Annotated in this window: 24 protein-coding genes; 11 read left to right on the top strand and 13 right to left on the bottom strand. The window is 43.5% G+C overall.

Annotation, left to right across the window (positions count from 1 at the left end):
- Positions 1-21 precede the first annotated feature (21 nt).
- Positions 22-1,086 carry an HpcH/HpaI aldolase/citrate lyase family protein gene (locus tag JMX96_RS03815; RefSeq protein ID WP_227676899.1) on the top strand — a complete coding sequence of 355 codons (1,065 nt, stop codon included), beginning with the start codon at positions 22-24 and terminating at the stop codon, positions 1,084-1,086.
- Between the two features lie 153 nt (positions 1,087-1,239).
- Here the strand turns inward: JMX96_RS03815 and JMX96_RS03810 are convergent, their stop codons facing one another.
- Positions 1,240-2,052 carry an alpha/beta fold hydrolase gene (locus JMX96_RS03810; protein ID WP_057760852.1) on the bottom strand — a complete coding sequence of 271 codons (813 nt, stop codon included), beginning with the start codon at positions 2,050-2,052 and terminating at the stop codon, positions 1,240-1,242.
- Between the two features lie 338 nt (positions 2,053-2,390).
- Between JMX96_RS03810 and JMX96_RS03805 the strand changes: the two genes are divergently transcribed.
- Complete coding sequence (locus JMX96_RS03805; RefSeq protein ID WP_201567434.1) at positions 2,391-3,188, top strand: enoyl-CoA hydratase/isomerase family protein; 798 nt, start codon at positions 2,391-2,393, stop codon at positions 3,186-3,188.
- Between the two features lie 70 nt (positions 3,189-3,258).
- Here the strand turns inward: JMX96_RS03805 and JMX96_RS03800 are convergent, their stop codons facing one another.
- From JMX96_RS03800 to acnB, 3 genes are all read right to left on the bottom strand, one after another.
- Positions 3,259-3,699 carry a PACE efflux transporter gene (locus JMX96_RS03800; protein ID WP_160020982.1) on the bottom strand — a complete coding sequence of 147 codons (441 nt, stop codon included), beginning with the start codon at positions 3,697-3,699 and terminating at the stop codon, positions 3,259-3,261.
- A gap of 206 nt (positions 3,700-3,905) precedes the next feature.
- A complete protein-coding gene (locus tag JMX96_RS03795) occupies positions 3,906-4,349 on the bottom strand; it encodes a DUF805 domain-containing protein (protein WP_227676897.1) in 444 nt (147 codons plus the stop codon).
- A 218-nt stretch (positions 4,350-4,567) separates the two neighbouring features.
- Positions 4,568-7,171: a bifunctional aconitate hydratase 2/2-methylisocitrate dehydratase gene (acnB, locus tag JMX96_RS03790; protein WP_201567433.1), complete on the bottom strand. Its 2,604-nt coding sequence runs from the start codon at positions 7,169-7,171 to the stop codon at positions 4,568-4,570.
- A gap of 405 nt (positions 7,172-7,576) precedes the next feature.
- Between acnB and JMX96_RS03785 the strand changes: the two genes are divergently transcribed.
- Positions 7,577-7,987: a carboxymuconolactone decarboxylase family protein gene (locus JMX96_RS03785; protein WP_191113905.1), complete on the top strand. Its 411-nt coding sequence runs from the start codon at positions 7,577-7,579 to the stop codon at positions 7,985-7,987.
- A 148-nt stretch (positions 7,988-8,135) separates the two neighbouring features.
- The gene (gene lipA, locus JMX96_RS03780) at positions 8,136-9,179 is read left to right on the top strand and encodes a lipoyl synthase (RefSeq protein WP_057760861.1); all 1,044 of its coding nucleotides are present in this window, start codon (positions 8,136-8,138) and stop codon (positions 9,177-9,179) included.
- Positions 9,180-9,323: 144 nt separating this feature from the next.
- On the opposite strand, the gene JMX96_RS03775 is transcribed toward lipA, so the two are convergent.
- From JMX96_RS03775 to JMX96_RS03765, 3 genes are read right to left on the bottom strand one after another with little or no spacing between them, the layout of a single operon-like run.
- Positions 9,324-11,327, bottom strand: coding sequence for a TRAP transporter permease (locus tag JMX96_RS03775; protein WP_201568024.1), 2,004 nt, complete (start codon positions 11,325-11,327; stop codon positions 9,324-9,326).
- A 10-nt stretch (positions 11,328-11,337) separates the two neighbouring features.
- A complete protein-coding gene (locus tag JMX96_RS03770) occupies positions 11,338-11,901 on the bottom strand; it encodes a DUF1850 domain-containing protein (RefSeq protein ID WP_201567432.1) in 564 nt (187 codons plus the stop codon).
- Positions 11,879-12,898 (bottom strand): TAXI family TRAP transporter solute-binding subunit, encoded by a 1,020-nt coding sequence (locus tag JMX96_RS03765; RefSeq protein ID WP_201567430.1) that lies wholly within the window; start codon positions 12,896-12,898, stop codon positions 11,879-11,881. The genes JMX96_RS03770 and JMX96_RS03765 overlap by 23 nt, the downstream gene beginning before the upstream one ends.
- A gap of 466 nt (positions 12,899-13,364) precedes the next feature.
- Between JMX96_RS03765 and mtnP the strand changes: the two genes are divergently transcribed.
- A complete protein-coding gene (mtnP, locus tag JMX96_RS03760) occupies positions 13,365-14,258 on the top strand; it encodes an S-methyl-5'-thioadenosine phosphorylase (protein WP_201567428.1) in 894 nt (297 codons plus the stop codon).
- A gap of 161 nt (positions 14,259-14,419) precedes the next feature.
- Here the strand turns inward: mtnP and JMX96_RS03755 are convergent, their stop codons facing one another.
- From JMX96_RS03755 to JMX96_RS03730, 6 genes are all read right to left on the bottom strand, one after another.
- Positions 14,420-15,463 carry a methyltransferase domain-containing protein gene (locus tag JMX96_RS03755; protein WP_201567426.1) on the bottom strand — a complete coding sequence of 348 codons (1,044 nt, stop codon included), beginning with the start codon at positions 15,461-15,463 and terminating at the stop codon, positions 14,420-14,422.
- A gap of 303 nt (positions 15,464-15,766) precedes the next feature.
- Entirely contained in the window at positions 15,767-16,414 is a 648-nt protein-coding gene (locus tag JMX96_RS03750; RefSeq protein WP_201567424.1) for a TIGR04282 family arsenosugar biosynthesis glycosyltransferase, read from the bottom strand.
- An 84-nt stretch (positions 16,415-16,498) separates the two neighbouring features.
- Positions 16,499-17,203, bottom strand: a complete 705-nt coding sequence (locus tag JMX96_RS03745) for a TIGR04283 family arsenosugar biosynthesis glycosyltransferase (RefSeq protein WP_227676896.1) — start codon at positions 17,201-17,203, stop codon at positions 16,499-16,501.
- A gap of 45 nt (positions 17,204-17,248) precedes the next feature.
- Positions 17,249-18,070 (bottom strand): DUF547 domain-containing protein, encoded by an 822-nt coding sequence (locus JMX96_RS03740; protein ID WP_201567420.1) that lies wholly within the window; start codon positions 18,068-18,070, stop codon positions 17,249-17,251.
- A 120-nt stretch (positions 18,071-18,190) separates the two neighbouring features.
- Entirely contained in the window at positions 18,191-19,183 is a 993-nt protein-coding gene (gene arsS / locus JMX96_RS03735) for an arsenosugar biosynthesis radical SAM (seleno)protein ArsS (protein WP_201567418.1), read from the bottom strand.
- Positions 19,184-19,404: 221 nt separating this feature from the next.
- Entirely contained in the window at positions 19,405-20,607 is a 1,203-nt protein-coding gene (locus tag JMX96_RS03730) for an FAD-dependent oxidoreductase (RefSeq protein ID WP_201567415.1), read from the bottom strand.
- A 377-nt stretch (positions 20,608-20,984) separates the two neighbouring features.
- Here JMX96_RS03730 and JMX96_RS03725 point away from each other — a divergent pair, with 377 nt between their 5' ends.
- From JMX96_RS03725 to JMX96_RS03700, 6 genes are all read left to right on the top strand, one after another.
- Positions 20,985-21,941: an alpha/beta fold hydrolase gene (locus JMX96_RS03725; protein ID WP_201567413.1), complete on the top strand. Its 957-nt coding sequence runs from the start codon at positions 20,985-20,987 to the stop codon at positions 21,939-21,941.
- Between the two features lie 224 nt (positions 21,942-22,165).
- Positions 22,166-22,987, top strand: coding sequence for a 2,3,4,5-tetrahydropyridine-2,6-dicarboxylate N-succinyltransferase (dapD, locus tag JMX96_RS03720; protein WP_057760881.1), 822 nt, complete (start codon positions 22,166-22,168; stop codon positions 22,985-22,987).
- Positions 22,988-23,212: 225 nt separating this feature from the next.
- Positions 23,213-23,944 carry a 7-carboxy-7-deazaguanine synthase QueE gene (queE, locus tag JMX96_RS03715; protein ID WP_201567411.1) on the top strand — a complete coding sequence of 244 codons (732 nt, stop codon included), beginning with the start codon at positions 23,213-23,215 and terminating at the stop codon, positions 23,942-23,944.
- A 61-nt stretch (positions 23,945-24,005) separates the two neighbouring features.
- A complete protein-coding gene (locus JMX96_RS03710) occupies positions 24,006-25,151 on the top strand; it encodes a multidrug resistance efflux transporter family protein (RefSeq protein WP_201567409.1) in 1,146 nt (381 codons plus the stop codon).
- 100 nt (positions 25,152-25,251) lie between these two features.
- Positions 25,252-25,887, top strand: coding sequence for a trimeric intracellular cation channel family protein (locus tag JMX96_RS03705; RefSeq protein WP_201567407.1), 636 nt, complete (start codon positions 25,252-25,254; stop codon positions 25,885-25,887).
- A gap of 71 nt (positions 25,888-25,958) precedes the next feature.
- Positions 25,959-26,624, top strand: a complete 666-nt coding sequence (locus JMX96_RS03700; RefSeq protein WP_057760888.1) for a trimeric intracellular cation channel family protein — start codon at positions 25,959-25,961, stop codon at positions 26,622-26,624.
- Positions 26,625-26,691 lie beyond the last annotated feature (67 nt).

Genomic DNA, 26,691 nt, shown 5'->3' with positions numbered 1-26,691 from the left:
CCTCTACTTATGATGCCAATTATGTCAGATATGCTAAAAACCGAGTCAGACCTTTACAATGATACCCAATCTTATGCGCACCTGATCACTGAGCGTCATGCGATGGTCAAACCACACACGCACCATCCATATCAGCTCGGTGCTAGCTTGTACATGCCTGCGACTCGCCAAGATATTTGGCAAGTCATCAAGCGGGATAAATTACCGACGATTAATAGTATTATTATCTGTCTAGAGGATGCGGTCAGTCAGCAAGATGTAGAGTTAGCGCTTGAGCGTTTGCGCACTCTACTGGATACGTGGGCTGAGCATGTGAATAGCATTAATGCGCCATCTAAATCGGCGAAAATTCATGCCCAGCATCCGACACGTCCACTAGTCTTTATACGTCCACGTAGCCCGATGATGCTACAGCAACTGGCTGACTATACCCATATCAATCTTATCGATGGTTTCGTTATGCCAAAAGTTGATATGTATAGCTTATCTAACTGGCGCATGGCTTGTCAGAACCTAAAAGTAGATCAACTACTTATGCCGACGCTCGAAACCGCAGCGCTGTTTAATCCGCATCACAATCAGGAGCTTGCCATCGCTTTTAAAGAAGCGTTTAGCCAACCAGTTTTTGCATTGCGTATCGGCGGTAATGACTTGTTCGCAGCATTGCGCTTACGCCGCCCAAAAAACAGTATTGTCTATGACTCGCCTATCGGTACATTGGCTTATCAAATGCTTGGCTGTTTTGTGCCGCATGGTTTTTATCTTACCGCGCCAGTATTTGAGTACTTGGATCAGCCGACGCTGTTTATGCAAGAGCTGAACCGAGACGTCAGCTTAGGGATGGTAGGCAAAACTGTCATTCATCCAAGCCAAATCGCCCTAGTACAGCAAGCTTACTGTGTGCCACTGAGTACACTGGATGAAGCACAAGCGATCCTTCACACTGAGGCCAAAGCGGTATTTAAGTACAATAATACAATGCTAGAGCCTGCGACGCACCGTGCTTGGGCGACTGAGATTGTCAATCGTGCAGAAGCCTTTGGAACCATTGATGACGGACATAGCCAATACAGCTCACGAATGTAGCTGTCATCGCTAACACAGATAACTGTCTGCCATTTAACAACTTACACCATACAAAAAGCCGCTATCAAATACAGGTAGCGGCTTTTTTATATAGATATTTGTTTGGGATTTTCTATAGATATAAGGCTTTAAAGCTCTCGAACAGTATCTATATTAAGCACAACTTTCCAAAAACTGACGAAGTACTTGATTCACTTGATCAGGCTCTTCTACTGTCGATGTATGACCTGCACCTTTGATAATAGCAAGCTTGGACCCAGCGATAGCAAAATGCATGCGTTCAGATTTGGCATAAGGCGTGGCGGCATCTTCATCCCCTACTACAATCAGTGTCGGCGTTGTAATCTCACCCAACTGCTCATAAGTACCGGTACGCTCAATCACGCCCATTGTTGCTTTGACCACACCGCCCTTACGATTGCTTTGTAGCATCGTTAGCCACTGCTTACGGTCAGATTTGCGCAGCTTATCTGCCAAAAACGTACTGCCAAACATAATTGGCATCACCTTATTACTCACACGCTTCATACCTAACCAGCGAATCGCTTTGACCAGCTTACGATACTGAGGTATATTTTTTGGATCTTCAGGGTCAGCAGAGGTTTCTAACAGCGTTAATGACAACAGTAACTCAGGGCGTTTGAGCGCAATACGTTGAGCCACGAACCCGCCCATAGATAGCCCAACAAAGTGACATTTATCTATACCAAGCGCTGCAAGTAAGCCAAGCGTATCTTCAGTCAGCGTCTCCATATCATAGCCAGACTTAGTAACCTGCGACTGACCTTGCCCGCGAAAATCAAAAGCAATACAACGATAGTCTGTTTGAAAATGCTCTACTTGCTTATCATACATCTGTGAGCTCCACAATAGACCGTGAGCAAATACGATAACGGGCTTTTGTGTGTCGTTCGGTGCACTGTCTTCGTAATAAATATCAGCGTTATTTACAGTTATAGTTGGCATAACCACATCCTTGTTTGATCAATGAAAGTTCGAGCGTACCCTTGTGTCTTTTACGACTCTTTTACGCTCAACCTGGCATATTAGCATAATCCATTAACCCCTTAGGTCATAGCCTTTTTACGAGCCAGTCGTTTTGTCTCATTAGCTAGCATCAGCTTTTACGATAGAATAGTAAAGTTTACCAGTATGTAGATGTGTCTTAAGCGCCCACAAAACACGCTTTTATAATCATAGCAAGCTGCTATAGTAATCAGCATTGAACCATTTTTACCTTTATCTCAAAGTATTGTCATTGATACAAAATATTAAAACAGTCATTTAAAATAAGGAAATCTCAAATGTCACAGTCTCTCGTCGATTATCAAGTTGCAGAGCACATTGCTACCATTACATTTAACGATCCAAAAAGCTTAAATGCCTTTGGCACACCTTTAAAAAACCAAGTCTTGATAGCGCTAGATAAAGCGGCTGCAGATGATCAAGTGCGTGTAATTATTTTGCAAGGGGCTGGTGGTAACTTCTCAAGCGGCGGCGATATTAAAGAGATGTTGTCTGAAGGATTAGACAAGGATATTGTTTCAAACAAATTAAGAGGCATGGTAGAAGGCGCAGGCGAAGTCAGCTTAAAATTACGTCATATCCATAAGCCGATTATTGCTAAATTAGAAGGCGCTGTAGCTGGTGCTGGCATGAACTTGGCGCTTACTTGTGACTTCCGAATTGCCGCAGACAATGCGAAGTTTGTACAAGCGTTCGTCAATATCGGCCTAGTTCCAGATGCAGGTGGTATTTACTTATTAAACCAATTGGTTGGTGCAGCAAAAGCCACTGAACTTGTAATGCTAGGTGATAAACTGAAAGCCGAAGATATGGCACGCTTAAACCTAGTAAACAACGTGGTAAGTATTGACGAGCTAGAAGCCACCGTACAAGCATTGGCGCTACGATTGAGCCAATTACCAGGCAAAGCGTTGGCCGCTATGAAAGAGAGCTTCAATGTACACGCCTTCGCTGGTTTGAGCGCGGCTTTAGATACGGAAGTAGAGCAACAGACAGTGATGGCAAAAACCGATGACTTTATCGAAGGGGTTAGCGCCTTTATAGCAAAGCGTAAGCCTGTATATCAAGGTAAATAAGAAGATAAGCAATGATGCTATCAAAAAAGGGCTACCAATATGGTAGCCCTTTTTTTGTTAATGCCTTTAATTAAGAAGCGGTCGCTGGTTTAGAATGATGAGGTAAAGTAAATATCTTGTCAAAGATCAGAGTAAACGTAAACGTATAAACTAAGAAAAACAGCAGTAGCGCTACTTCCATCATAAAGGCTTTTACTAGACCAACATCGTACCAAATCATATACAGTGGCAAGCAGATCAACACTAGCCCACCCTCAAAACCAAAAGCATGAACACTGCGTATCCATAACGTGCGACGTACAATACGTCTGCGGCGTTCCCACGCTTCAAAAGCGGTATTATATATAAAGTTCCAAACGACGGCTGCTACCGACATCATTACGGCGATTGGTAAGGATTCTGATGCATCACTGTGACTGAGTTTCATCAATATGAGGGTAGATAAGATAATCGCGATAATTTCGAAAGCGGTCACATAAATTAAGCGACGTTTAAGCGGTGATAAGGTCATCAACCAAGACTCCAAAGCACCTGTATTTAAACAGCAAAGTGCATATCAAAGTATCGGTCCGTCCCGAGTTAGAAAAGATAAATAAAGTGCAGAGCCACGGTTTCCGCCTGCCCCTATATTATACATAAGATGGCATAAAAAATCAGCCTGTACATTTATACAGACGTAAGCCGTTTTATTAACGATTATCGCCTGTTTTAACCGGACTATTTCGCTGGTAGACCCCATTTATTGGTTTCAGGCTTGGTATCACTCGCTAGAAATACCAGTAATATAATAGAGCCTATCAGTGGCACTATCCCTATCAAAAACCACCATCCTGAGCGGCTAGTATCATGCAAGCGACGGATAGTCACGGCAAGACCAGGCAGAAATAAACCAAGTGCCGCTACTATGTAAAATAAACCTGTCTCTGAGCTGAATATTATTGCGTCTAGCAGCATTGCAACGATCATCACCCCCATTTGCACTAGAAAGAAATACCAATACTCCTTACGGCGAGCACGACCAGAAAAATTCGTGTAATTTCTCATGCCCTTTTTAAACCAATCAATGATGCCGTAATTTGCTTCAGCGCTATGATTGTTAGCCATCGTAGATCTGGGCAGTGGCGGCGGAGTCGCTTTATCAAGCTTAATATTATTTTCCATAGGGCTTTTTATCTCAGTCGTAGAAAGTAGAAGTTGTCAATGAAGATTATCAACAATTGGCTTTGATTATAGATACTCAATAAAAATTTGTAAATGAGTACTAGTTTTCTTAGAGTCATTAACAAAAAACCCCGCATCATGACGATACGGGGTTTTTTGTTTTACGTATAAAGTTTTTAGTATAAAGCTTCTAATTTTAAAAGCTTGTATACTCAAGATTAGGTCAACTGAGCAACGTTGATCTTATCTGCTTCTTCAGTATAGTCTTCCATACGATCGAAGTTCATGTATTGATAGACTTCATCACCCATGCTGTTTAGCATGCCAGCATACTGCTGATACTCATCGTTAGTCGGCAATTTACCAAGTACCGCTGCGACTGCTGCAAGCTCTGCAGAAGCTAGGTATACGTTAGCGCCTTGACCTAGACGGTTCGGGAAGTTACGAGTTGAGGTCGATACCGCTGTAGATTTCGGTGCGATACGTGCTTGGTTACCCATACATAGTGAACAACCTGGCATTTCAGTACGAGCGCCGGCTTGTGCATAAATGTTGTAGTAACCTTCTTCCATCAACTGGCGTGCATCCATCTTAGTAGGTGGTGCAATCCATAGACGAGTTTTCAGGCTACCTGCTGGTACGTCTTGTAGCAATTTACCAGCGGCACGGAAGTGACCGATGTTAGTCATACATGAACCAATGAATACTTCATCAATGGTATCACCAGCCACGTCTGCTAGCGTTTTTGCATCATCTGGATCGTTCGGGCAGCAAAGGATAGGCTCTTTGATTTCGCTCATATCGATAGTGATGTCGATAGCGTATTCAGCATCGTCGTCAGCACGCATGAGGCTTGGGTTAGCCAACCACTCTTGCATTTGCTCAACACGGCGGCTGATCGTACGTGCATCGCCATAGCCTTCTGAGATCATCCACTTAAGCAGCGTGATGTTTGAGTTTAGGTACTCAGTCACTGACGCTTCAGACAAAGTGATGGTACAACCAGCAGCACTACGCTCAGCTGAGGCATCAGATAGTTCGAACGCTTGCTCAGCGGTCAAATCTTCTAGACCTTCGATTTCAAGAATACGGCCGTTGAACTCGTTGATTTTACCTTTCTTATCAACCGTCAGGTAACCTTCTTTAATGGCTTGATAAGGGATAGCATGTACTAGGTCACGTAGGGTGATACCAGCTTGACGCTCACCAACAAAACGAACACGAACAGATTCAGGCATATCAAGTGGCATAACACCAGTTGCAGCTGCGAAAGCAACTAGACCAGAACCCGCTGGGAACGAGATACCCATTGGGAAGCGGGTATGCGAGTCACCACCAGTACCAACGGTATCTGGAAGTAGCATACGGTTCAACCATGAGTGAATGATACCATCACCTGGACGTAAGCTTACGCCGCCACGGTTCATGATAAAGTCAGGTAGTGTGTGCTGAGTCTCAACGTCAACTGGCTTTGGATAAGCGGCAGTATGACAGAATGACTGCATCACGAGATCCGCTTGGAAGCCCAAACATGCTAAGTCTTTTAGCTCATCACGCGTCATCGGACCAGTCGTATCCTGAGAGCCGACAGTCGTCATCTTAGGCTCACAGTACATACCTGGACGTACGCCTGTCAGGCCACAAGCTTTACCAACCATTTTCTGTGCAAGCGTAAAGCCTTTACCAGTATCAGCTGGCTCTTCTGGCTTAGCAAAGATGTCTGAATGACCAAGACCCATGTATTCACGAGCACGGTTAGTCAAACCACGACCAACGATTAATGGAATACGGCCGCCAGCACGAACTTCATCAAGCAATGTTGGTGAGTTTAGTGAGAACGTTGATAATACTTCATCAGAGTCATGCTTAGTGATTTTGCCTTCGTATGGATAGATGTCAAATACATCACCCATGTTTAGGTTATCGACTGCCACTTTTTCGATTGGCAATGCGCCAGAATCTTCCATCGTGTTGAAGAAGATAGGAGCGATATTGTTACCAAGTACGAGACCGCCGCCACGTTTGTTTGGCACGTTAGGGATATCTTCACCCATCAACCACAATACTGAGTTGGTTGCAGACTTACGGCTAGAACCAGTACCAACAACATCACCAACATAGGCTAGCGGATGGCCTTTTTCTTTCAGCGCTTCGATTTGCTTCATTGGGCCAACAATGCCCTCTTCGTCAGCATTGATGCCGTCGCGAGAGTTTTTGTGCATAGCTAGTGAATGCAATGGGATATCAGGACGGCTCCATGCGTCTTGCGCAGGTGACAAGTCATCCGTATTGGTTTCGCCAGTTACTTTGAACGTCGTGTAAGTGGTTTTCTTTGGTACTTCAGCACGGTTCAAGAACCATTCTGCGTCAGCCCAAGACTGAATCACTTCTTTCGCAATAGTGTTGCCAGCTTCTGCTTTTTCAGTCACGTCATTGAACGCGTCAAATACTAGCAAAGTTTTCTTTAGTGCTTCAGCAGCGTCTTGTGCAACTTCGCTATCATCTAGTGCAGCAACTAATGGCTGAACGTTGTAGCCACCTTGCATAGTGCCTAGAATTTCAACCGCTTTTTGCTTGCTGATAAGTGGTGATGACGTTTCACCTTTTAAGATAGCAGCCAAAAATGCCGCTTTAACGTATGCTGCTTGGTCAACACCAGCAGGAATACGGTTTTCTAATAGGTTCATCAAGAACGCATCTTCGCCTGCAGGCGGGTTCTTTAATAATTCAACCAACTCTACTACTTGTTTTTCATTTAGTGGTAGGGGTACAGTTCCTAGCTCAGCACGTTCTTCGACATGTTTACGATAAGCTTCTAACACAATAGTCGTCCTCGTCAGTTGGGGTGTAGCACATTACGTGGGTAGTCAGCATGACTGCCTGCGTCTATATACTATATGAAATAATTATCCGTGCAATCATAGCTTAAAACGCTTTAAATGTTAATGGCTCAGCTCTGAAAAGGCGCATAGTAAGGCCATATTGAACATTTATTATAAAAATAGTGCCATCAATAATATGATTGTAATGCTCATTATAACTGGCATTTGCCTGATTACACTTACCAATAAGTACTTGCTTTATGACTGAGCAGACACCATATGACTGATATACGATTTTGTAAGACATAACTTCGATAAAATTTCTCTTAAAGAAATGTAGCAGCATCGATTTATTAGTAGTCGATTTGGTAAAAACATTCTGGTAAAAATATTAAGGACGACGATATGACTGATGGCAATACGGACAACACTCCTAACTATGACAATGGTCTCAAGGTACGCACTGAGGTGATGGGTGAGCAGCATGTCAAACGCTCGCTTGATGCTGCCACAGGATTTACCCAACCGCTGCAAGACTGGATTATCGAACACGCTTGGGGCAGCACTTGGCAAGATGACTCAGTATTACCGCGTAAGTATCGCTCATTAATCACTATTGCCTTTTTAATTGCCCAAAAAAGCCCAAACGAGTTGAAAGGTCATATACGCGGTGCCATTAACAACGGGGCTAGTGTCGCCGAGATTAGAGAAGTGCTCATGCATAGCTTGCCGTACTGCGGTGCACCTGCTACTCAAGAAGCGTTTCGCGCCGCCATAGATATACTGAATGAGTTGGAAATCGATATAGATATTTAAAACTATGGTCGTCCGAGCAATCATAGTAATCTTAACAATATTGTTTAAAAATTGACGACCAAATTTCTGCTATAATATCTGCACTCATAAAACATTCTGATAATTCCATAAACCCTTATAATATAAAGGGTTAAGAGATAACTCCATTATGACAACTGCCGTACAAACACATGTACCTGCTGCTAAAGCCAAACCAAAAAAAGCCATCCAAGGCGAAAAGCTGCGTGGCTATGACAAAGTTGCCCGTATCCCAATTAAGGTGATCCCGACTGTCGAGGCAAAGAAAAAGCCTGATTGGATTCGGGTAAAAATGTCCTCGCCTGCTGAAGTTGCTCGTATCAAAGCAACCTTACGTGAGCAAAAGCTTTATACCGTTTGTGAAGAAGCGGCCTGCCCTAACCTGCCACAGTGCTTCGCTGATGGTACAGCCACTTTTATGATCATGGGTGATATCTGTACGCGTCGCTGCCCATTCTGTGATGTAGGTCATGGTCGTCCTAATGAGTTAGACAAGGATGAGCCGCGTCATACCGCTGAGACGATTCAAGGTTTACAGCTTAAATATGCCGTAATCACCTCTGTCGATCGCGATGACCTCAAAGACGGCGGTGCGGGACATTTTGTAGAAGTCCTAAACGAATCAAGAGCACTTAGCCCAAACTGCTTGATTGAAATCCTAGTACCAGATTTCCGTGGTCGTATGGATATTGCGTTGGATTTATTGACAGAGACCGCACCAGATGTGTTTAACCACAATATCGAAACGGTGCCACGTCTATACAAAGCTTTCCGTCCAGGTTCTGACTATCAGCATTCGCTAGATTTACTTAAGATTTATAAAGAGCGTCGTCCTGATATCGCCACCAAGTGCGGCTTTATGGTTGGTCTTGGTGAGACAGAAGAAGAGATCTATGCCCTACTCGATGATCTAAAAGCTCATGATGTAGATATGATTACTATCGGTCAGTATCTACAGCCTAGTAAAAACCACGCACCTGTTGATCGTTATGTCCATCCAGACGAGTTCCAACGCTATATGGATTACGGGAAAAAAATTGGCTTCTTTAGCATTTGGGCAGGTCCAATGGTACGCTCAAGCTACTTTGCCGATCGTCAGTACTATGGCGAAGACTGCCCAGCACCTATCCGTAGCAAAAAAGCATTAGAAGCTGAAGGCAAACTTGGCTGCTAATTTATTAATAAAGTGATATGAAAGTAGTTGCGAACAGCAGTCGCTAAAACATTTCTTAAGAATGTTAAAAAGGGTGAATAACAGATTTGCTATTCACCCTTTTTTTGAGCTTTATTAGATTTACGAATGACTAAACCTAACGCTTTACACGGTTAAAGTTGGCGTTGGCTTTCCAGCTGTTTTTATATTGAATGCAGCAATACCAAGGACAACAATACCACCTGCGATACCAGTCGTAATCTCAGGATAAATCAATAGTAAAGCACCAATAGCTAAGATGATACGAGTTACCGTATTCATACCGCCTCTGAAGTAGCCTTCAAGTGCTGAGCTCAGCGCAATGACACCTGTCACCGAAGTCACTACCACTGTAATAATATCTACAATAGGTGGCAGCGGGAAATCTTTTGCCGTGACTGCTAGGCCAGTTGGATCTATCATCAACATCGTTGGATTATAGATAAACATAAACGGCACGATGAATCCCGCGAGGGCAAGTTTGAGGGACAAGAACCCTGTCTTCATCGGATCACCACCGGATATACCTGCACCCGCAAAGGCTGCAAGACACACAGGCGGTGTAATATTGGCAAAAATACCAAAATAGAAAACAAACATGTGCGCTGATAAGATTGGAATATCAAAACCGGCCAATGCTGGTGCAGCCATCGTCGCCGTAATGATATAGGCAGGAATAGAGGGTAGCCCCATGCCCAAAACCATTGATGCCAACATTGTTAAGATAAGCGTAAAGAATAGCGATCCTGCGCCTAGCGTGACGATAGAGGATGTCATCACCGTACCAAAACTGGTCAGACTCACCACCCCAATGATAATACCGACGACGGCACAAGCCGCCATGACCGCTAGTGACTGGCGCGCGCCATCTTCTAATGCACCCAAAATATCAGAAAAGCTCATGCGCGTTTCAGCACGTAGCATACTGATCACAACCGTAAAGCCAATGGTATAAGCTGCTGCATATCCCACAGGTACGTTTCTGATTAATAAGAAAATCAAGAAGACAATCGGCAATAGCATGTGACCGCGGGCTTTTAATACTTCTTTGACCGCTGGTAAATTTTCTTTAGCAATGCCTTTTAGATCGCGACGTCCAGCGCGGAAATGCACCTGTGCAATGACGCCTAAATAGTACAATATCGCTGGCAATAATGCTGCTAAGGCAATCGTGCTATACGGCAAGCCTGTTGTCTCAGCCATAATAAAAGCACTGGCACCCATAATCGGTGGCAAAATCTGTCCGCCAACCGAAGCACTGGCTTCAACTGCACCTGCGAAATCTTTGTGATAGCCGACCTTTTTCATCAACGGAATGGTAAAGGCACCTGTACTAACCACATTCGATAAAGCTGAGCCGTTGATACTGCCCATAAAGCCACTAGAAATAACCGCTACTTTTGCAGGCCCGCCCTTTTTATGACCAGCGATAGCCAATGCCAAATCATTAAACAACTGCCCCATTCCCGAACGTGCTAAGAATGCACCAAAGAGAATGAATAAGAAAATGAATGTTACCGATGCCCCAATCGCGACAGAATATAAACCTTCTGTTTTTAAGAACAATTGACCAAAAATATCACCCATATCATAAGGACGAGTCAAAAGCCTGTCAGGCATAAAGTCTAAATGACTAACAAATGGATAGGCCAAAAATATGCCGGCCAAGATTGGCAAAATCCAACCAGTAATACGGCGACTGCCTTCTAACACGCAGACTACCGTAATCAAAGAAAATATCACATCGACCTGATTGGCCATACCGCCACGCGAGGTCACGATATCTTGATATTCATAGATGAGATAGCCCATACCGGATAGAGACAGGGCAAACCAAATCCAGTCATACCATGCCACTCGTTTGCGACTGCTTTTTTTACTGGCTGGAAAAATTAGGAATATCAATGCAAAACCAACGCCCACGTGCACAGAGCGCTGCAACAGTGCTGGCATTGGATTAAAAGTGATATATAAATGAAACAGTGAATAGAGTATACAAATGCCAGCGATAAAATATTTTACTGGTCCTTGAGTGATATGACGCGTGATTGACTCTCGGTCATATTTTTCCAATACTGCTCGGTTGACCGCATCCGCCTCAGCATCGTTATCAACTTGAGCATCTGGCATGGTAGTCACACTACCTTGATCCGTCACTTGGGAGTTCATGACAAAAGTCCTTTTTAAATCTATCAATTAAATCATACGTCTTAGGCATGATCACCACTTCAGAATAGTCTGGCACCCACTGGTGAATCAAGACACGATGACCACCATAATCCATTTCACCTTTGGTTAGTCTAGATACGACCCAATTAAGGCGAGGCAGTTTTTCGTTGATTTGATAACCCAGATAGCCAGGCTTTTGTATAGGAGCGAGCATTTCGGTGGAGGGTGTCCCTGCACCGAACGCTTCAAAATAGGTCGTGGTCAGTAACAGCTCCGCACCTGCTGTACTGCTGCCGTCTATACGTTGATACTGCTCTTCCCACCACTGTTTTTCTACAGAATGTATCCAACGTAGCTGAAAATCAGGCTCAGTGAAATAACAAACCTTATCATCAGCACCGTCTACGCCTGCGACTCGCACTTCAACGACAGACTGAAGCGTAGAGCCTAACCATAGCGTAAAAAAAACCAGCGCTGCAATAAATGCCGCGCCAGTTGATAACCATAATGAATTACTTGGCTGCTTGTTCGTCATAGTACTTTTTAGCTCCAGGATGGATTGGGGCTACCATGCCATCACGAGCGGTTTCTAGACTGATATCATTGGCCGCTTGGTGAGCTGTTTTTAGACCATCTAAATTATCAAATAATGCTTTGGTTAGTTTATAACCATCCGCTTCAGATAGATCAGAGCTAACCAATAATGCATTCATGATTGCTGCAGTTGGTACGGCTGTTTCGTTGCCATAAGTGCCAGCAGGAATCTCAAAGGTTTTGAAATAAGGCTTGGTCGCGATGATTTCTTTTAGCTTGTCTTGGTTGATAGTGACAATCTGTAAATCTAAACCTTGCTCTAACTCCATCAAAGATGAGTTTGGTAGGCCACTACTAAAGAATGCCGCTTCAATCTTACCTGCTTTCATACCATCAGCAGCTTCAGCAAAGCCTAGATAATCAACGGTGACATCATCATATGTGATACCGAACCCTTCAAGTAGAGTACGAGCATTGACTTCTGTACCAGAACCTTGATCGCCTACAGCAATACGCTTGCCACGCAAATCTTCAATATTTTTGATACCAGATTTTTTCGAGGTTACGATTTGCACCACGTTAGGGTACAAAACAGCAATCTGCTGAATGTTAGTGATTGGCTGCTCAAAGTTGTTTTTACCTTCGACAGCATCCGTCACCACGTCACTCAATGCCAAGACCATGTCGACCTTGCCTTGGGTCAATAGATTAACGTTTTCAACCGATGCGCCAGTGGTTTGAGTTTTTGAGTTTACGCCAAAAGTTTTGACATAGACCTCAGACAATGAAGTACCAATAATGTTGTAAGGGCCAGACGCACCGCCAGTAGCGATGGTCAAAAACTTAGTATCAAGCTTAGCTGCTGCAGTATCTGTTGCCGCACTATCTGCAGATGCAGTATCATTGCCCTCTGAGCTTGGAGATGAGCATGCGGTTAGACCTAACGCAGCACTCAACATAGCTGACAAAAGTAATGGGGATTTTAAAGAATTAAGCATTGAATTCATCCTTGAAGTGATCGGTTTTATACGTTTAACAATATCCGTATTTATACATAAATACGTTACAGACGAGTAATAATATAGTAATTCTGTCAATAAATAAACCTTAGCTTACTTTCTCTTTTTCTTTCAATACCTTATATTTAAAGCTATCAGAGAAAATATAGGCAATTCATTAATTGAGCTAATATATACGTATGTTTTGCTATGCGAAACAAAGTTCCATTTAATAAACATTAAAACAAAAATTGTCGCTATTGTAAACCTTTATCGATATCTGAAAAATATTGTCATATCCCATTATTTCTTAAGAATTTTTAGATATAGCAAATTAATGAGAATTCTCGATTTATAACTATAAGGGCAAAAGTTCTGCTATATTTTATCTGAGCTATTTTTGGTTCAGGATGTTACATGGCACTAGTCTGTGTCTCTCTTTTATTAACCCATTCGGATAGTCCTTATGACAATACCCCACACGGAAGTACTGGCAACGTTATCTGCTGATATTGCTATCATCGGTGGCAGCGGTCTCTACCAAATGTCATCGCTGACCAACAAACGCAGTGTGACGATACAGACGCCTTATGGCAGTCCATCTGATGATATTGTCTTAGGTGAGCTTGAGGGAGTGACAGTCGCATTTCTAACACGGCATGGTCAGGGCCACAGACTGACCCCGTCTGAAGTGCCCTATCGTGCCAATATCTACGCACTAAAAACATTAGGCGTGCGCTACATCGTCTCCGTCTCAGCAGTAGGCTCTCTACGAGAATCGCTTAAGCCATTAGATATGGTCGTGCCTGATCAAATGATTGATATGACCAAGCAGCGAGTGAGTACGTTCTTCGGTGAAGGTGCCGTCGCCCATGTATCAATGGCAGACCCACTATGTCCTGCCCTAGCAAATATCTTGACGCGTGCTTATGACCAAGCGGATATTACAGAAGGCACTAGTCACCCACAGGCGACTTATGTCTGTATCGAAGGGCCACAGTTCTCAACTCGTGCAGAGTCAGAGTGGTATCGCCAAATGCAGGCAGATATTATCGGTATGACCAATATGCCAGAAGCCAAATTGGCTCGTGAGGCCAGTATTGCCTATGCTACGCTGGCACTGGTGACAGATTTTGATTGTTGGCATCCGACTGAAGAAGCCGTCAGTGCCGACTATGCAATAAAAAACCTCATGAAAAATGCGGACAATGCTCAAAAAGTGATTAAAGAAGCCGTCGCTTTGATTGCCGCTGAGCTGCCTGAGTCAATCGCCCATAATGCCCTTGCGCAAGCATTGGTCACACCTATAGATGCGATGGACGAGCATACCAAGATTAGACTGGCCGCCTTGCTACCTTAGACAATAAAAAGTGGTTGAATAGATGTTTATCTGAAATAAAGATAGCAAGAGAAACGTTATAATACTATGCATATAAAAAAGGGCCGTTATATGAACTAACGGCCCTTTTTGTGGTTTTAATCTGTATATTTAGAACGTATGCTAACTATCTCTCTTTAGTATCAGCAACAACCACCTGCACCAGATGCCAGCATCATAGGTTGATTAAATGGCAGTAGCTCACCGCAACCCGCAAAAATACCGTAGTGACGACTGTCATCACCGATAAACTCAAAGTGCGGTGCAAAGCGAGACTCTTTCAGCATGCGAAACGTATTGCCACATACTGGGAATACCCGACCAGCTTCGATAGCATGATGTTTATCTAAATCAAACCGATGCGGTGACTGCTCGATAGTTCCTTTATATATCACCGCTTGTCCGTGATCTTCGCAAGCATCCTCAAGCGATGCTATCTTAAACAAACGGTAAGTCGCAGAGAAAAACTGAATATCACCAATTTTAGCTGATAAGGTAGGATCTGTAATCTCAAGTGGGCGATCTTCAACCAAACGTATGTCTAAGAAACCTGCATCTCGTGACAAACGGTTAAAATCCTTCCAATACAATGCACCGCTCAAACACTCTCCATATAAGACTGGGTCATCGATTAAGTGTTGCGGGATACGGCGATCAGCATAGACGTCAGAAAAATAAAACTCCCCACCAGGTTTCAGCAAACGCTGCACACTGGCCATAACCGCGGCTTTATCTGGTGATAGATTGATAACGCAGTTTGAGACGATAATATCGAAGCTACCAGCCGCCAGCTCTAGTTCATCTAGTTTCTCGATATAGCCATGCAAAAATGTCACATTGTCATAACCAAACTTGTCGATGTGATATTGCTGATGCTCTTTGGCGACCGCTAGCTGCTCATCGGTCATATCCACACCGACCACATACCCACTCTCACCAACCAGTTGCGCTAATGCATAGACATCTCGGCCTGAGCCACTGCCCAAGTCTAAAATTCGGCAGCCCTCAAGCAGTGCTGGACACACCAGACCACAGCCATAATAACGACTCAATACTTCATCGTGAATATTTGCCAGTAGCGGCTTAAGCCACTCAGGCATATTGCTGACATCACAACAAGCGGAAGTCTTTAAATCATCGGTACTCTGTAACTCTTTGCCATAGTAATTTTGTACGACGTCATGCATAACAATATCCTTATTGAATGTACCATCCGGTTAAAAGTATTAGGGCGTGTCCTCATTTTAAAAATGGTGATAAAAATGAGATAAATTGCAGTCAAACAAGGAAAATAGCGCAGATAATATCGAGATATTAGTCAGCTATTTGATGCCGTTTGGCAAGATTTAGCCATTTTTAACCCATTTAGATAACTATCGATTGAATTGAGGACACGCCCTAGTAAATCGTCTTAGAATATGCAACTACATTAGTGAGCTTATTAACACAGTTGTCAATTATCCGTAATCAGCTATCAGTCTTTATCGACATTAAACATTAATGTCAGAATCTAGCCAGCCTGACGGTAAATGTTTTAGATCTTTAGGCTCATCAATATCATGCAAAGGATCAAATAGCGCAAGTGTCCAACCTAATGCCGCCATGCGCTGCTTAGTGACAGCAGCAACACTAGGCGTACTCCAAATAATGTCCGAAAACAGGCTTTCATCAACTCGCTTAAACCCTAACAACACATAACCACCATCAGTCGCTGGAATCATAACCGCATCGTGCTGGTTTAGCTGCTGTACCGCTGTCTGAATACGTGCTGTCGTAAGACTAGGGCAATCCGTACCAATTAACACAACCTTTTGAAAACATTCTAATGCTTGCTGACTGGCTATCAACATACGCAAACCCAAATCACCATCGGCCTGAGCAGACCAGCGCAACGAGTTGGGCAAATCAAGCGCATGCCAGCATGGATCTGTTGGTGCTGGACTCATACATAACTCAACGGAAAAGCCCGTATCAATAGCCTGCTCAATACTATGCAGTAATAGTTGCCTCGCCATACGTGCAGCACCATCTACCCCTAACGCTGGTTGCAAACGAGTCTTTGCCTTATTAGGCGCTGGATATTTTGCAAACAGAATGATACAGGTATCTTGCTGTCTTGCAGATAAATCAGCTGTCACTATAACGGTCTCTCAATTAGTCAAATGCACGAGGATGAACTCTTTCTTATCTTGTCTATCATGTTGATAAATCAAACAACTTCATTAATTATAGTAGCGTTGCTTTAAGACATCAGGCGATACGCCGCGCCAATAATCAAAGCGCAAATGCCACATCAAGAAAATTGTCCGCCATGTACCATACTGCTGCCAACGCCGCGCTGAGGTCGTGACTTTACTTTTTAGACAAGCTGGTCGAGAAATTTTCTTTAGCCGTTTACACAGTTCTATATCTTCCATCAGTGGCTGATCAGGATAGCCACCAATCTGCTCGAACACAGACTTTTTGATAAATATTGCTTGATCGCCAGTAGCTATACCCATTAAGCGCGAGCGTTGATTTATCATTAATCCGACGATGCTCAACAATGGCTCACGGCTATCTAAACGGACATCAAAACGGCCCCAATCGTACTGAGCTATTGCTTGTTGAACGTTGTCTATCGCGTCAGCAGGCAGCGCGGTATCAGCATGTAAAAATAGCAGCACGTCACCTGTTGCCAACATAGCGCCCTCATTCATTTGGTGAGCACGTCCTACGGTAGATTCGATAATATGCCAATCAATAGCTGATTGAGCAGTCTCTATACTTTTGAGCACACTGTCGGCGATAGCAACCGAACCATCCACTGAACCACCATCGACCAATACTACTTGCTGCGGTGCTGGATCGAGACGGACAATATGAGCCATAAGCTCAGGCAAGTTATCCGCTTCATTTAATAAAGGAACAATAATTGATAGGTTCAATGGATATACCGTCACGTTAATCAGCAATTAAGATTAAAAACTGGCTTATTTTTTGTTCAAATTCCAGTTGTAGTCGGTATAGCTTATTTTTATCTTGCCTTGTTTTAGCTCTGCTGTCTGAGCTTTATTCAGTCCTAATGACGAGCTATAACGACCCAAAAACCCTGCTAAATCTTTGGTGCCACGCCAGTTGGTTGCAAAATCTTCTTTATACCATTTAAAAATTGGCGACACTTTTAGCGTACTGCCTTTGAGAGTGTTGCGACTACTGTCTGCTAAAAACTTAGACGTTGCCTGCTCTAATTGACGGTCTAAGCGCTTGCCAGTAAAGGCATCATCTTGCAGTGCTGGGCAACCAATACTGGCACAATTGACCGCAAAGTGAATGCGCGGATCGTTGTAGCGTTTAGAGCCACGAATGAGATTGTGCTCGATATCATCAAGTGAGCGCGTCTTACCGAGTACCGAAACAAACTCTTGCTTCCATGGTGACCCAAACAGTCCGCCGATATCTTTGATAGATTTGACGTTTGGATATTTCGTCAATACCAAATCAATCGTACCAGCGTTATAAACGTTGATTAAAAATGCCAACTGCTCGTTTTTACTCCAACGATTGAATTCTGATTGAGACACTTTGCTTGTCGCTTCCAGATAGCTTGTCAGCTTACTTTGATCTGCTTTCATGCCAGCATAATTGACCATTGAAGCTTTGCCACCGTTGGTCATGGTCACATGCTTATTTAATAAGCTATCCCAGCTCTGATGGTTAAAGTCAGCATGAGCGGCCACGCTTGCTAATAAAATAGTCGTAGCAATCACTGGTTGGGCGAAAAATGTCTTCGCTGAAAAGTTAGATACTGACATAAGGCTTACTCCGTTTATACTGATTGTTTTTTATCTAAATTTTTATGTATGCTAAAAGCACTTAGGCTTAAAGCACCTATGTTTAAAATGCTTATATTAAAAGCACTAACATTAGAATTGCTAAGGCGTGTCTGCTAACGCTGGTTCTACTGCCTCTTCTTCTAACGCGCCGCCACAACTACTGCCCTGTCCTGCTGTACAGCCATAGCAGTGGTCAGCAATGGCGATGTCATCACCAGAAGGGTTTTGCGTTAACAAATCACTTAGGTGTCGCCGTAACTTGTTTGGGACAGGAATCTCTAACTGCTGATTGAAATCACAATCAAATAACTCACCCAACCAATTGACACTAATGGTCGAACGGCACATAACCTCGGCTAAATTGGCAGCCATATAATTAGCTTTGAGCAAATCCATATACGGATGGAACTGGTCTTTTGCCAATAGCACCGCTCCAAAACGCTGAATCGGCATATTGGTTAGGGCAAATAGATGATTAAACTCAATATCAAAGTGCGCTTTTAACTCACGCTTATAGTCGGCTTCAAGCTGTTGTTGATTGGGCGGCAGTGTCGCACCTTGCGGATTGAAAACCAAGTTTAATGTTAAATCTGAATCAGGCTTGCCGTACCCCAAGCTGTTGAGCTTCTGCAATCCTAATATACTGTCGTCAAACGCGCCTTTACCGCGTTGTTTGTCTACGTTTTCTAAGGAATAACAAGGCAAAGAAGCCACCACTTCCACTTGGTTGTCTGCTAAAAACTGCGCCATATCCTCATAACCCTCTTCCATCAGAATGGTCAGGTTACAGCGGTCTATCACTTTGACACCTAATGCCCGAGCTGCCGTGACTAAATACTTAAAATCCTCATGCATCTCAGGCGCACCGCCCGTCAAATCAAGCGTATCGATGTTTTGTGCTTGTAATACCTTCGGTATCAGCTCAACCAACTCACGTGACATCAGCTCGGTACGATAAGGGCTTGCAGCCACATGACAGTGCACACAGGACATATTGCATAAGTAGCCCATATTGACTTGCAATATCGTCAATTGGCGTCGTTTTATCGCTGGAAAATCAGTATGCTCAAGTAGCTCGATGGTTGATTTCATGGTGGTATAAAATCCTGTTAGCAGTACAACTAAAAAAGGATAGCAACGTGACATTAAAGATTAGAAAACAAAGTTAGCGCATTGCTTTTACTGTTTATTTTTAAGATTTACAACGTAAAACCCACTTTCTCGCTTTACGGTTTATCTAATCAATCATACCTGATTATCAATAAGCATTGACAACTAATCATGTGGATCTTATGGTTTATTCCAAATGAGCATTAACCCTTATCCGCCTCTATGAAGCGTTTATCAATATACTTTTTGAGATGCCATACCCAGCGACCTTGTAGGTTTAGATTACCCCAACTACCAATGGCGTATTTATCACCGCAAGACAGCAGATATAGCGTGCGTGACTTTGGCTGATAGCTCTTCATTACGCTCTCTTTCAAATAGGCTAATAAATTATCAGCTTCGATAGCACCACCATGCACTGAATGAACCCCCGAGTGCGCCACGTATTTATCGATTCGTGTCGCCACATCACCAACGGCAAAGACATTAGAATGAGAGACACTTTGCTGCTTATCGTTTACCGCGACAAACCCATCGCCTTCTATCTCCAAATCTGTAGAAGCCGTCCATGCCGAGCCTATGACGCCAGTCGCAGCGATGACCGCATTGATGGGCAATGATTTATGCGTAGTTGATAATTTACCGTCACGATAATCGGTCGCTCGTTCTCGAACTATCGTAATGTCATGTCGATCTAGCTGCTTGATAACCCGCTGTCGAAAGCCCGAATTAAACCCTGACAATAGATTTTGACCGCATACTAATGTCACTTGATGATTACGATTGATGTTCCGTAGCGCGACTTGGGCTGCCATGACCAATTCTATTGCCGCAGCACCTGCCCCAATAATAGCCAATTGATACTTTTCAGACTGCTGAGCGGCCTTTAGAATCTGCTGCCATTGAATGATAAATGTTGATAACGGTCGTATGGCAATCACGTCAGTATTAGCATAGGTATTAACAGCGCCAACATCTCTATCATCACTATCGCTTTTATGCTCGTTGTAGCCATTGTGGTCACGTAGCCAACGCATATCTGTATCTGCGCCCGTATTTAAAGACAAAACATCGTAGTTAAAATCCGTTTGTTCATCGCCAGTCGTAACCACCTTGTTTGACGCTGCGTTTACTTGTACAAGCGACTGCTGAATCAAGCGCACCCCTGCTCGTACACAAAGCGATTTGATATCAATACTGATATCATGCAGCTGATAATGCCCTGCCATCCAACCCGGTAACATGCCAGAATAGATGGTTTGCGGTTGCTCACTAATTAAGTGAATATCTGCATCTATAGTTTCGGAGGCCTTTAAACGCGCTGCGCTAAGTCGGCGTAACATGCCAATGTGAGCATGACCTGCGCCTGCCAATAGTAGTGTCTTTTTCGGTAAAAATTTTGTCATAGATGATTTTATCAAGGCGGTTGGTTGCTGTTAGTGTTTAATGGAGTGTTGATTGATATAAATGACTTTAAAAACTCATTTAAAAGTATCATATAAATAAGACCAGTCTGTTGCGGGCGAACAGTAAGAGCGTAAATGACTTATGTGATTCATGTGACTTATACAGATTCAATCATAGTCACTGCGTTAACCGTTATTATTAGAACGATATTTTGTATAACTGAATTAAAATCATAAAATAAGGTGAAATTATTTATCATCGCCCAGTACAATAGGACATTATAAGAGCCGCAGGATAAATTGCGCTACTTGACCCATTATTTGAGAAACATCGTCAAAACCGTTAATGAAAATTATAAGTAATCAAGGAACATTACATGAGTACCAGTATCGATACCAGTAACGATCACATTTTGTCTTCTGACAATATTCACTACTTGCATCATGACTTTTTTGAACCAAGTAGCAAAGACGTCGAGATTAGCGCGACTTTACTGATTGTGCATGGCATGGCAGAGCACAGCGGTCGCTATAGCGATTTTGCACAGTTTTTAGCAGACAATGGTATCGCTGTGGCCACTTATGATCATTTGGGTCATGGACAGACTATCAAGACTGAGGCCGATCTTGGGTTTTTCGGTGAAGAGCATCCAGTACAGTCACTTTTGAAAGACGTGATTGTCATGGCCGATAGCCTAAAAGACCGTCATCCAGACGTCCCGCATTTTGTGATGGGTCACTCGATGGGCTCATTTATTGTGCGCAATGTACTCAAGCATCATGCGCATAATTTCACAGGCGCCATCCTCATGGGTTCCGCAGACGCCAACCCACTGGCCAAGGTTTTATTACCTATTAACAAGCTACTGGCCAGAGTCGCTCCAAGACAACCGAATACAGTTTTTGCCAAGGTGATGAACAAAGTCCTTAACAGCCAACTCCCTGATCGCAATTCGTCCTCACAGTTTGCGTGGCTCAGTGAAAACACCGCAAACATTGAAGCCTATGAAGCCGATCCTAAGACTGGTTTTGACTTTACCAATAATGGCTTTATGACATTATTTACCTTAATGGATACTGGACTGAATAAAAATTGGGCTACTACTATTGCCAAAAACTTCCCGATGTTATTTATCAGCGGTGAAGATGATCCGATTGGTGAAATGGGTCGCGGTATACGTAGGGTTGTCACGCGTCTGGACAAGCGTCATTTCAGTCATGTCGATATTCAGCTGTATCCTAATATGCGTCATGAAGTGCTACACGAAAAGGATAAGCAGACTGTTTATCAAGATATTTTAGAATGGATAGAGACCAACACGACAGACGATTAAATCATGATAAATGAGTTGTTTTGAGAGGATACCTGAAAACAACTCATTCAATATTGTCACCATAAGACCCTCAACGTGTTTGCTAAAAGTGGTCAAATTAGCGACAATACGGCAAGCAAGTTTTTGGACCAAGCCGTACCTTGAATTTTCTTTAGGCTGGGTCATATAAGTCTTTAACCATAACATTAAGATCACCCTCCCTTTCATTCATTTTAGGAACCTTTATGTCATTACAACAAACCATCGAACAAGCATTTGAAAATCGCAATGAATACAGCCCAGCTAATATGCCACAAGACGTACGTGATGCTATCAATCAAGTACTTGAGCAACTAGATAACGGTAGCCTGCGCGTAGCAGAAAAGAAAGATGGCGAATGGGTTGTCAATCAGTGGGCCAAAAAAGCCGTACTATTGTCTTTCCGTCTAAACGACAACTACGTCCAAGCCGCTGGCGAACACGTACAGTTCTATGACAAAGTACCGACTAAGTTTGCTAACTGGACCGAAGCGCAGTTTAAAGAAGCAGGCGTACGCGTTGTACCACCAGCTGTCGCACGTAGAGGTTCTTTCATCGCAGCAGGCGCAGTATTGATGCCGTCATACGTCAACATCGGTGCATATGTCGATCAAGGTGCGATGGTTGATACGTGGGCGACTGTTGGTTCATGTGCTCAAATCGGTAAAAACGTGCATCTGTCAGGCGGCGTTGGCATCGGTGGCGTATTAGAGCCATTGCAAGCAAACCCTACTATCATCGAAGACAACTGCTTCATCGGTGCACGCTCTGAAATCGTTGAAGGTGTTATCGTTGAAGAAGGCGCTGTCATCTCTATGGGTGTCTACATCGGTCAATCAACGCGCATCTATGATCGCGAGACTGGTGAGATTCATCGTGGCCGTGTACCAGCAGGTTCTGTTGTCGTACCAGGTAGCTTACCGTCAGAAGACGGTACGCACAGCTTGTACGCTGCCATCATCGTGAAGAAAGTTGACGCGCAAACTCGTGCAAAAACATCAGTAAACGAGCTATTACGCCTAGCCTAAATATTTGGCACGTACCATTATTTAGCACATAATATTGTTTTATATGAAGATGCTGGAGGATGACTCCAGCATCTTTTTTGCAGCTTAATATAACGCGTTACGTTATAATCCTCTTTTAGTTTGTCTTTATACAAACACAAAATCATTCGTACCATCCCCTGCCTTTTTATTACGATTGATAAGCGCTTCATCGCCTTATCGACCTTTAACTGTATTTGAAATATTATGAGTGAATCATCATTACGCACCGCCGCTATCCCTGTCACTGACCCTGAAGCAGGGTTACGTCTGACTGAGATTTTTTATTCCTTACAAGGTGAGGCAATCACCTCAGGCTTGCCGACGATATTTGTGCGTCTAACGGGCTGTCCGCTGCGCTGCGTCTATTGTGATACCGAATATGCTTTTACTGGCGGCGAACGTCAATCATTAGAAACCATCATAGAAACTATCAAAAGTTACCCGTGCAAGCGCATCTGCCTAACGGGCGGCGAGCCGTTAGCACAGCCAAATGCTGTTGAATTGATGAAACGTTTGCTGAGCGATGGTTATGAGATATCCCTTGAGACCGCAGGCGCGCTCACGGTAGAAAACGTGCCAGCAGCAGTCAGCAAGGTAATGGATCTCAAAACGCCAAGCTCAGGCGAAGTCAATAAAAATCTGTGGTCAAATCTCGACTATCTCACTCAGCATGATCAAATCAAGTTTGTCATTATGAATCGTACAGATTACGACTGGGCAAAAGCTAAATTGACCGAGTATAAGCTAAACGAACTGGTCGGCACGGTGTGGTTCTCTCCAATGTTTAACGTCGCAGATGATGTCGATGAACAGCTAAGCCCGGAAGTACCTGTATTGGCGCGCGAGCTAGCAGAATGGATGTTGGCTGATGCCTTGCCAGTTCGCTTTCAGCTACAATTGCACAAAATCATTTGGGCAGATGCCAAAGGCAAGTAACTATCAGCAAGTAACAAACAAAAAATGTGAATACGTAGAGTGCCATGGATAAGGTAGCGGTATGATCAAACTCATTTTATTGGGCTTGCTAGCAGGTGCGTTTTTTAGCTCGACATTTATCTTAAATGAGCTTATGAGTAGCGCAGGTGGACATTGGTTTTGGTCAGCGAGTCTACGCTATGTCTTCATGCTGTTAATTATTACCGCCGTTATTACGATGCAACATGGCTTTGGTCGTATTAAAGCGCTAATGAAAATTTTTCTACAGCATTGGGGCTTTTGGTGTATTACTGACAGTATCGGATTTGGGCTGTTTTATACCGGTATTTGCTATGCCGCAGATCATGTTGCAGGATGGGTGGTAGCGGCCACCTTTATGTTTACCGTCGTCGCCAGTTTGCTTGTGCTATTGGCATTTGGTCAATGTTTTGACAAAAAATTCATCGTATATGCTGTCATTGTCTTTATCGGTGTGGCACTCGTCAATATCAGTGAAGGTCTGCATGCTGCTGCTATAACTGACACCGTTCCAATGTCTGACATGCTGCTCTACGGTGCGCTACCCGCTCTTATCGCCGCTTTTAGTTACCCAATTGGTAACCAGCTGGTTTGGCAGGCCTCTCATAATGCCCGCCAGCGCAATACTGAACTACAAAAAACGGCGGAACTAAATGCTCAACGAGCTAACATTGATATTAACGAGCAGAGTGAACCACTCATATCCGAAGCTTATGATTTACCAGCTACGACATATGATGCTACCGACCTCGATAGCGTACTTCAAAGTGACAACACTGCGGCAACCTCCTCCATAAAAAATCTAACTACTCGTATTCCTTCTATCGAAACCACGCTACTGCAAAATGCCTTTAACAAAGTGTGGCTAATGACTCTCGGGTGTTTGCCATTTTGGCTGTTTTTGAGCATTATAGTGCGCCCTGACCAGCCCCACCCCTCACAAATAATCAATACGTTGCTCGTTGCTCTATTGGCAGGCGTGGCAGCAACCACTATATTTTTGTATGCGCGCGAGCAAGCTGTTACTTCAAGCGAGGTTGCAGGCGTTGACTCAACCCAAGCCAGTGAAGTTATCTTTGCTTTGAGTGGGGGTATAGTATTATTAGATAACGCCATACCTTCGGCGATGGGACTGGTCGGTATAGGGCTGATTATTGTGGGGCTGATATTATTTGCAAAAGACGGCTAAATGGCACTGTAAAACTAAGCCTATTTCGTCACAGTCATGCATTGAATAACCGCCTAAAAAACACCTATCACTTTGATGATCACGATTTGGCGCTATAACCATGGGTAATGCTTTGATTTTTCCTGATATTCTATTATATTTATTGGACATGGTTGGCATTATTGCCTGCGCGATTGCAGGGACTTTACTTGCGCAGCATAAAGGCTTTGATATTGCTGGTTGTATCTTGGTAGCGATGGTCAATGCCATCGGCGGTGGTACTTTACGTGATATGGCTCTCGACCGTCATCCTCTATTTTGGATGACTGATCTTAATTACGTGATCGTTATCACAGTGACCTCTCTTATTTTACAAATATTCTTTCACCTTTATCATAAGATTGATAATGCGTTGAAGCTCTTTGATGCCATTGGGTTGGCTGCCTTCAGTGTCATTGGTTTTAAGGTGGCCTTAACCCTAGATATGTCTCCCCTGATTGCTATTATGATGGGCGTCTGGACCGCCATTATTGGTGGTCTGCTACGTGATATCATTTGTAATGAGATTCCGCTGGTGCTACAGCGTGAGATTTATATTACTGCCAGTATCGCAGGGTCTGTGACTTATTTATGCTTACAGTATTTTGGGGTAGGCGCCAGTCTCAACGAATTTATTATGCTGTTTGTCATCTTTGCAGTACGTATGCTCGCGCTTAGATTCGACTGGCATCTGCCTTCTATTCGACTCGTAAACTGATTAATTGAGCAAGTCTCTGCGTAGATAGCCTTTGTTTGACTGACAATAATTGAAAATAGTGAGAACTGCCCATGTTGGCTATCGTATTGGACCCTACCGTACTGATCACTACTTTTGACCCGCGCTCTTTGATATATTTCTTTGATATGATTGGCATCATCGCCTGTAGCGTCTCGGGCACGATACTTGCCAAGCACAAAAATTTTGACGTCTTCGGCTGTCTGCTTGTGTCTATTGTCACTGCTATCGGCGGCGGCACGGTACGTGATGTCATTCTAGATCGCCATCCGTTATTTTGGATGGTAGATATGAGCTATCTGACCCTTATTACGATTTCATCCTTAGCGATGCAGATATTTTTTCATCCAAATTCAAGACGAGTGGATAAGTTCCTCAAACTATCTGACACCATTGGTCTGTCAGCATTTACGCTGATCGGTATCAAAGTCGCTGATAGTATGGGTGCCAATGTGCCTGTAGCGCTATTATTAGGTGTGATTACCATCGTGGTTGGTGGCATCATTCGCGATATGATTTGCAATGAGATTCCATTGGTACTACAGCAAGAGATTTATATCACGGCAGCGTTGACAGGTGGGGTTCTGTACTTTGCTCTAAAGAACTTAGGCGTGACAGATTGGGTAGCTGATATCTCTACGATGAGTACGATTTTTACTTTGCGTATGCTGGCTATTCGTTACGATTGGCAGTTCCCCACACTAGAGTGGAAATACTGATACTAGAGCGTGTCTTCATTTCCAAAATACCAACGCGCCCATATTTGAGCGCGTTGGTACTATCGAT

This window comes from Psychrobacter sp. JCM 18900, assembly GCF_904846625.1.
Classification (GTDB): domain Bacteria; phylum Pseudomonadota; class Gammaproteobacteria; order Pseudomonadales; family Moraxellaceae; genus Psychrobacter.
The sequence above is the reverse complement of the archived record's forward strand: the minus strand, read 5'-3'. Positions and strand labels throughout refer to the sequence as shown.

Coding starts and splice junctions, on each gene's coding strand:
- JMX96_RS03815 (WP_227676899.1), top strand. CDS start 22: ATGTCAGATATGCTAAAAACCGAGTCAGACCTTTACAATGATACCCAA.
- JMX96_RS03810 (WP_057760852.1), bottom strand. CDS start 2,052: ATGCCAACTATAACTGTAAATAACGCTGATATTTATTACGAAGACAGT.
- JMX96_RS03805 (WP_201567434.1), top strand. CDS start 2,391: ATGTCACAGTCTCTCGTCGATTATCAAGTTGCAGAGCACATTGCTACC.
- JMX96_RS03800 (WP_160020982.1), bottom strand. CDS start 3,699: ATGACCTTATCACCGCTTAAACGTCGCTTAATTTATGTGACCGCTTTC.
- JMX96_RS03795 (WP_227676897.1), bottom strand. CDS start 4,349: ATGGAAAATAATATTAAGCTTGATAAAGCGACTCCGCCGCCACTGCCC.
- JMX96_RS03785 (WP_191113905.1), top strand. CDS start 7,577: ATGACTGATGGCAATACGGACAACACTCCTAACTATGACAATGGTCTC.
- lipA (WP_057760861.1), top strand. CDS start 8,136: ATGACAACTGCCGTACAAACACATGTACCTGCTGCTAAAGCCAAACCA.
- JMX96_RS03775 (WP_201568024.1), bottom strand. CDS start 11,327: ATGCCAGATGCTCAAGTTGATAACGATGCTGAGGCGGATGCGGTCAAC.
- JMX96_RS03770 (WP_201567432.1), bottom strand. CDS start 11,901: ATGACGAACAAGCAGCCAAGTAATTCATTATGGTTATCAACTGGCGCG.
- JMX96_RS03765 (WP_201567430.1), bottom strand. CDS start 12,898: ATGCTTAATTCTTTAAAATCCCCATTACTTTTGTCAGCTATGTTGAGT.
- mtnP (WP_201567428.1), top strand. CDS start 13,365: ATGACAATACCCCACACGGAAGTACTGGCAACGTTATCTGCTGATATT.
- JMX96_RS03755 (WP_201567426.1), bottom strand. CDS start 15,463: ATGCATGACGTCGTACAAAATTACTATGGCAAAGAGTTACAGAGTACC.
- JMX96_RS03740 (WP_201567420.1), bottom strand. CDS start 18,070: ATGTCAGTATCTAACTTTTCAGCGAAGACATTTTTCGCCCAACCAGTG.
- arsS (WP_201567418.1), bottom strand. CDS start 19,183: ATGAAATCAACCATCGAGCTACTTGAGCATACTGATTTTCCAGCGATA.
- JMX96_RS03730 (WP_201567415.1), bottom strand. CDS start 20,607: ATGACAAAATTTTTACCGAAAAAGACACTACTATTGGCAGGCGCAGGT.
- JMX96_RS03725 (WP_201567413.1), top strand. CDS start 20,985: ATGAGTACCAGTATCGATACCAGTAACGATCACATTTTGTCTTCTGAC.
- dapD (WP_057760881.1), top strand. CDS start 22,166: ATGTCATTACAACAAACCATCGAACAAGCATTTGAAAATCGCAATGAA.
- queE (WP_201567411.1), top strand. CDS start 23,213: ATGAGTGAATCATCATTACGCACCGCCGCTATCCCTGTCACTGACCCT.
- JMX96_RS03710 (WP_201567409.1), top strand. CDS start 24,006: ATGATCAAACTCATTTTATTGGGCTTGCTAGCAGGTGCGTTTTTTAGC.
- JMX96_RS03705 (WP_201567407.1), top strand. CDS start 25,252: ATGGGTAATGCTTTGATTTTTCCTGATATTCTATTATATTTATTGGAC.
- JMX96_RS03700 (WP_057760888.1), top strand. CDS start 25,959: ATGTTGGCTATCGTATTGGACCCTACCGTACTGATCACTACTTTTGAC.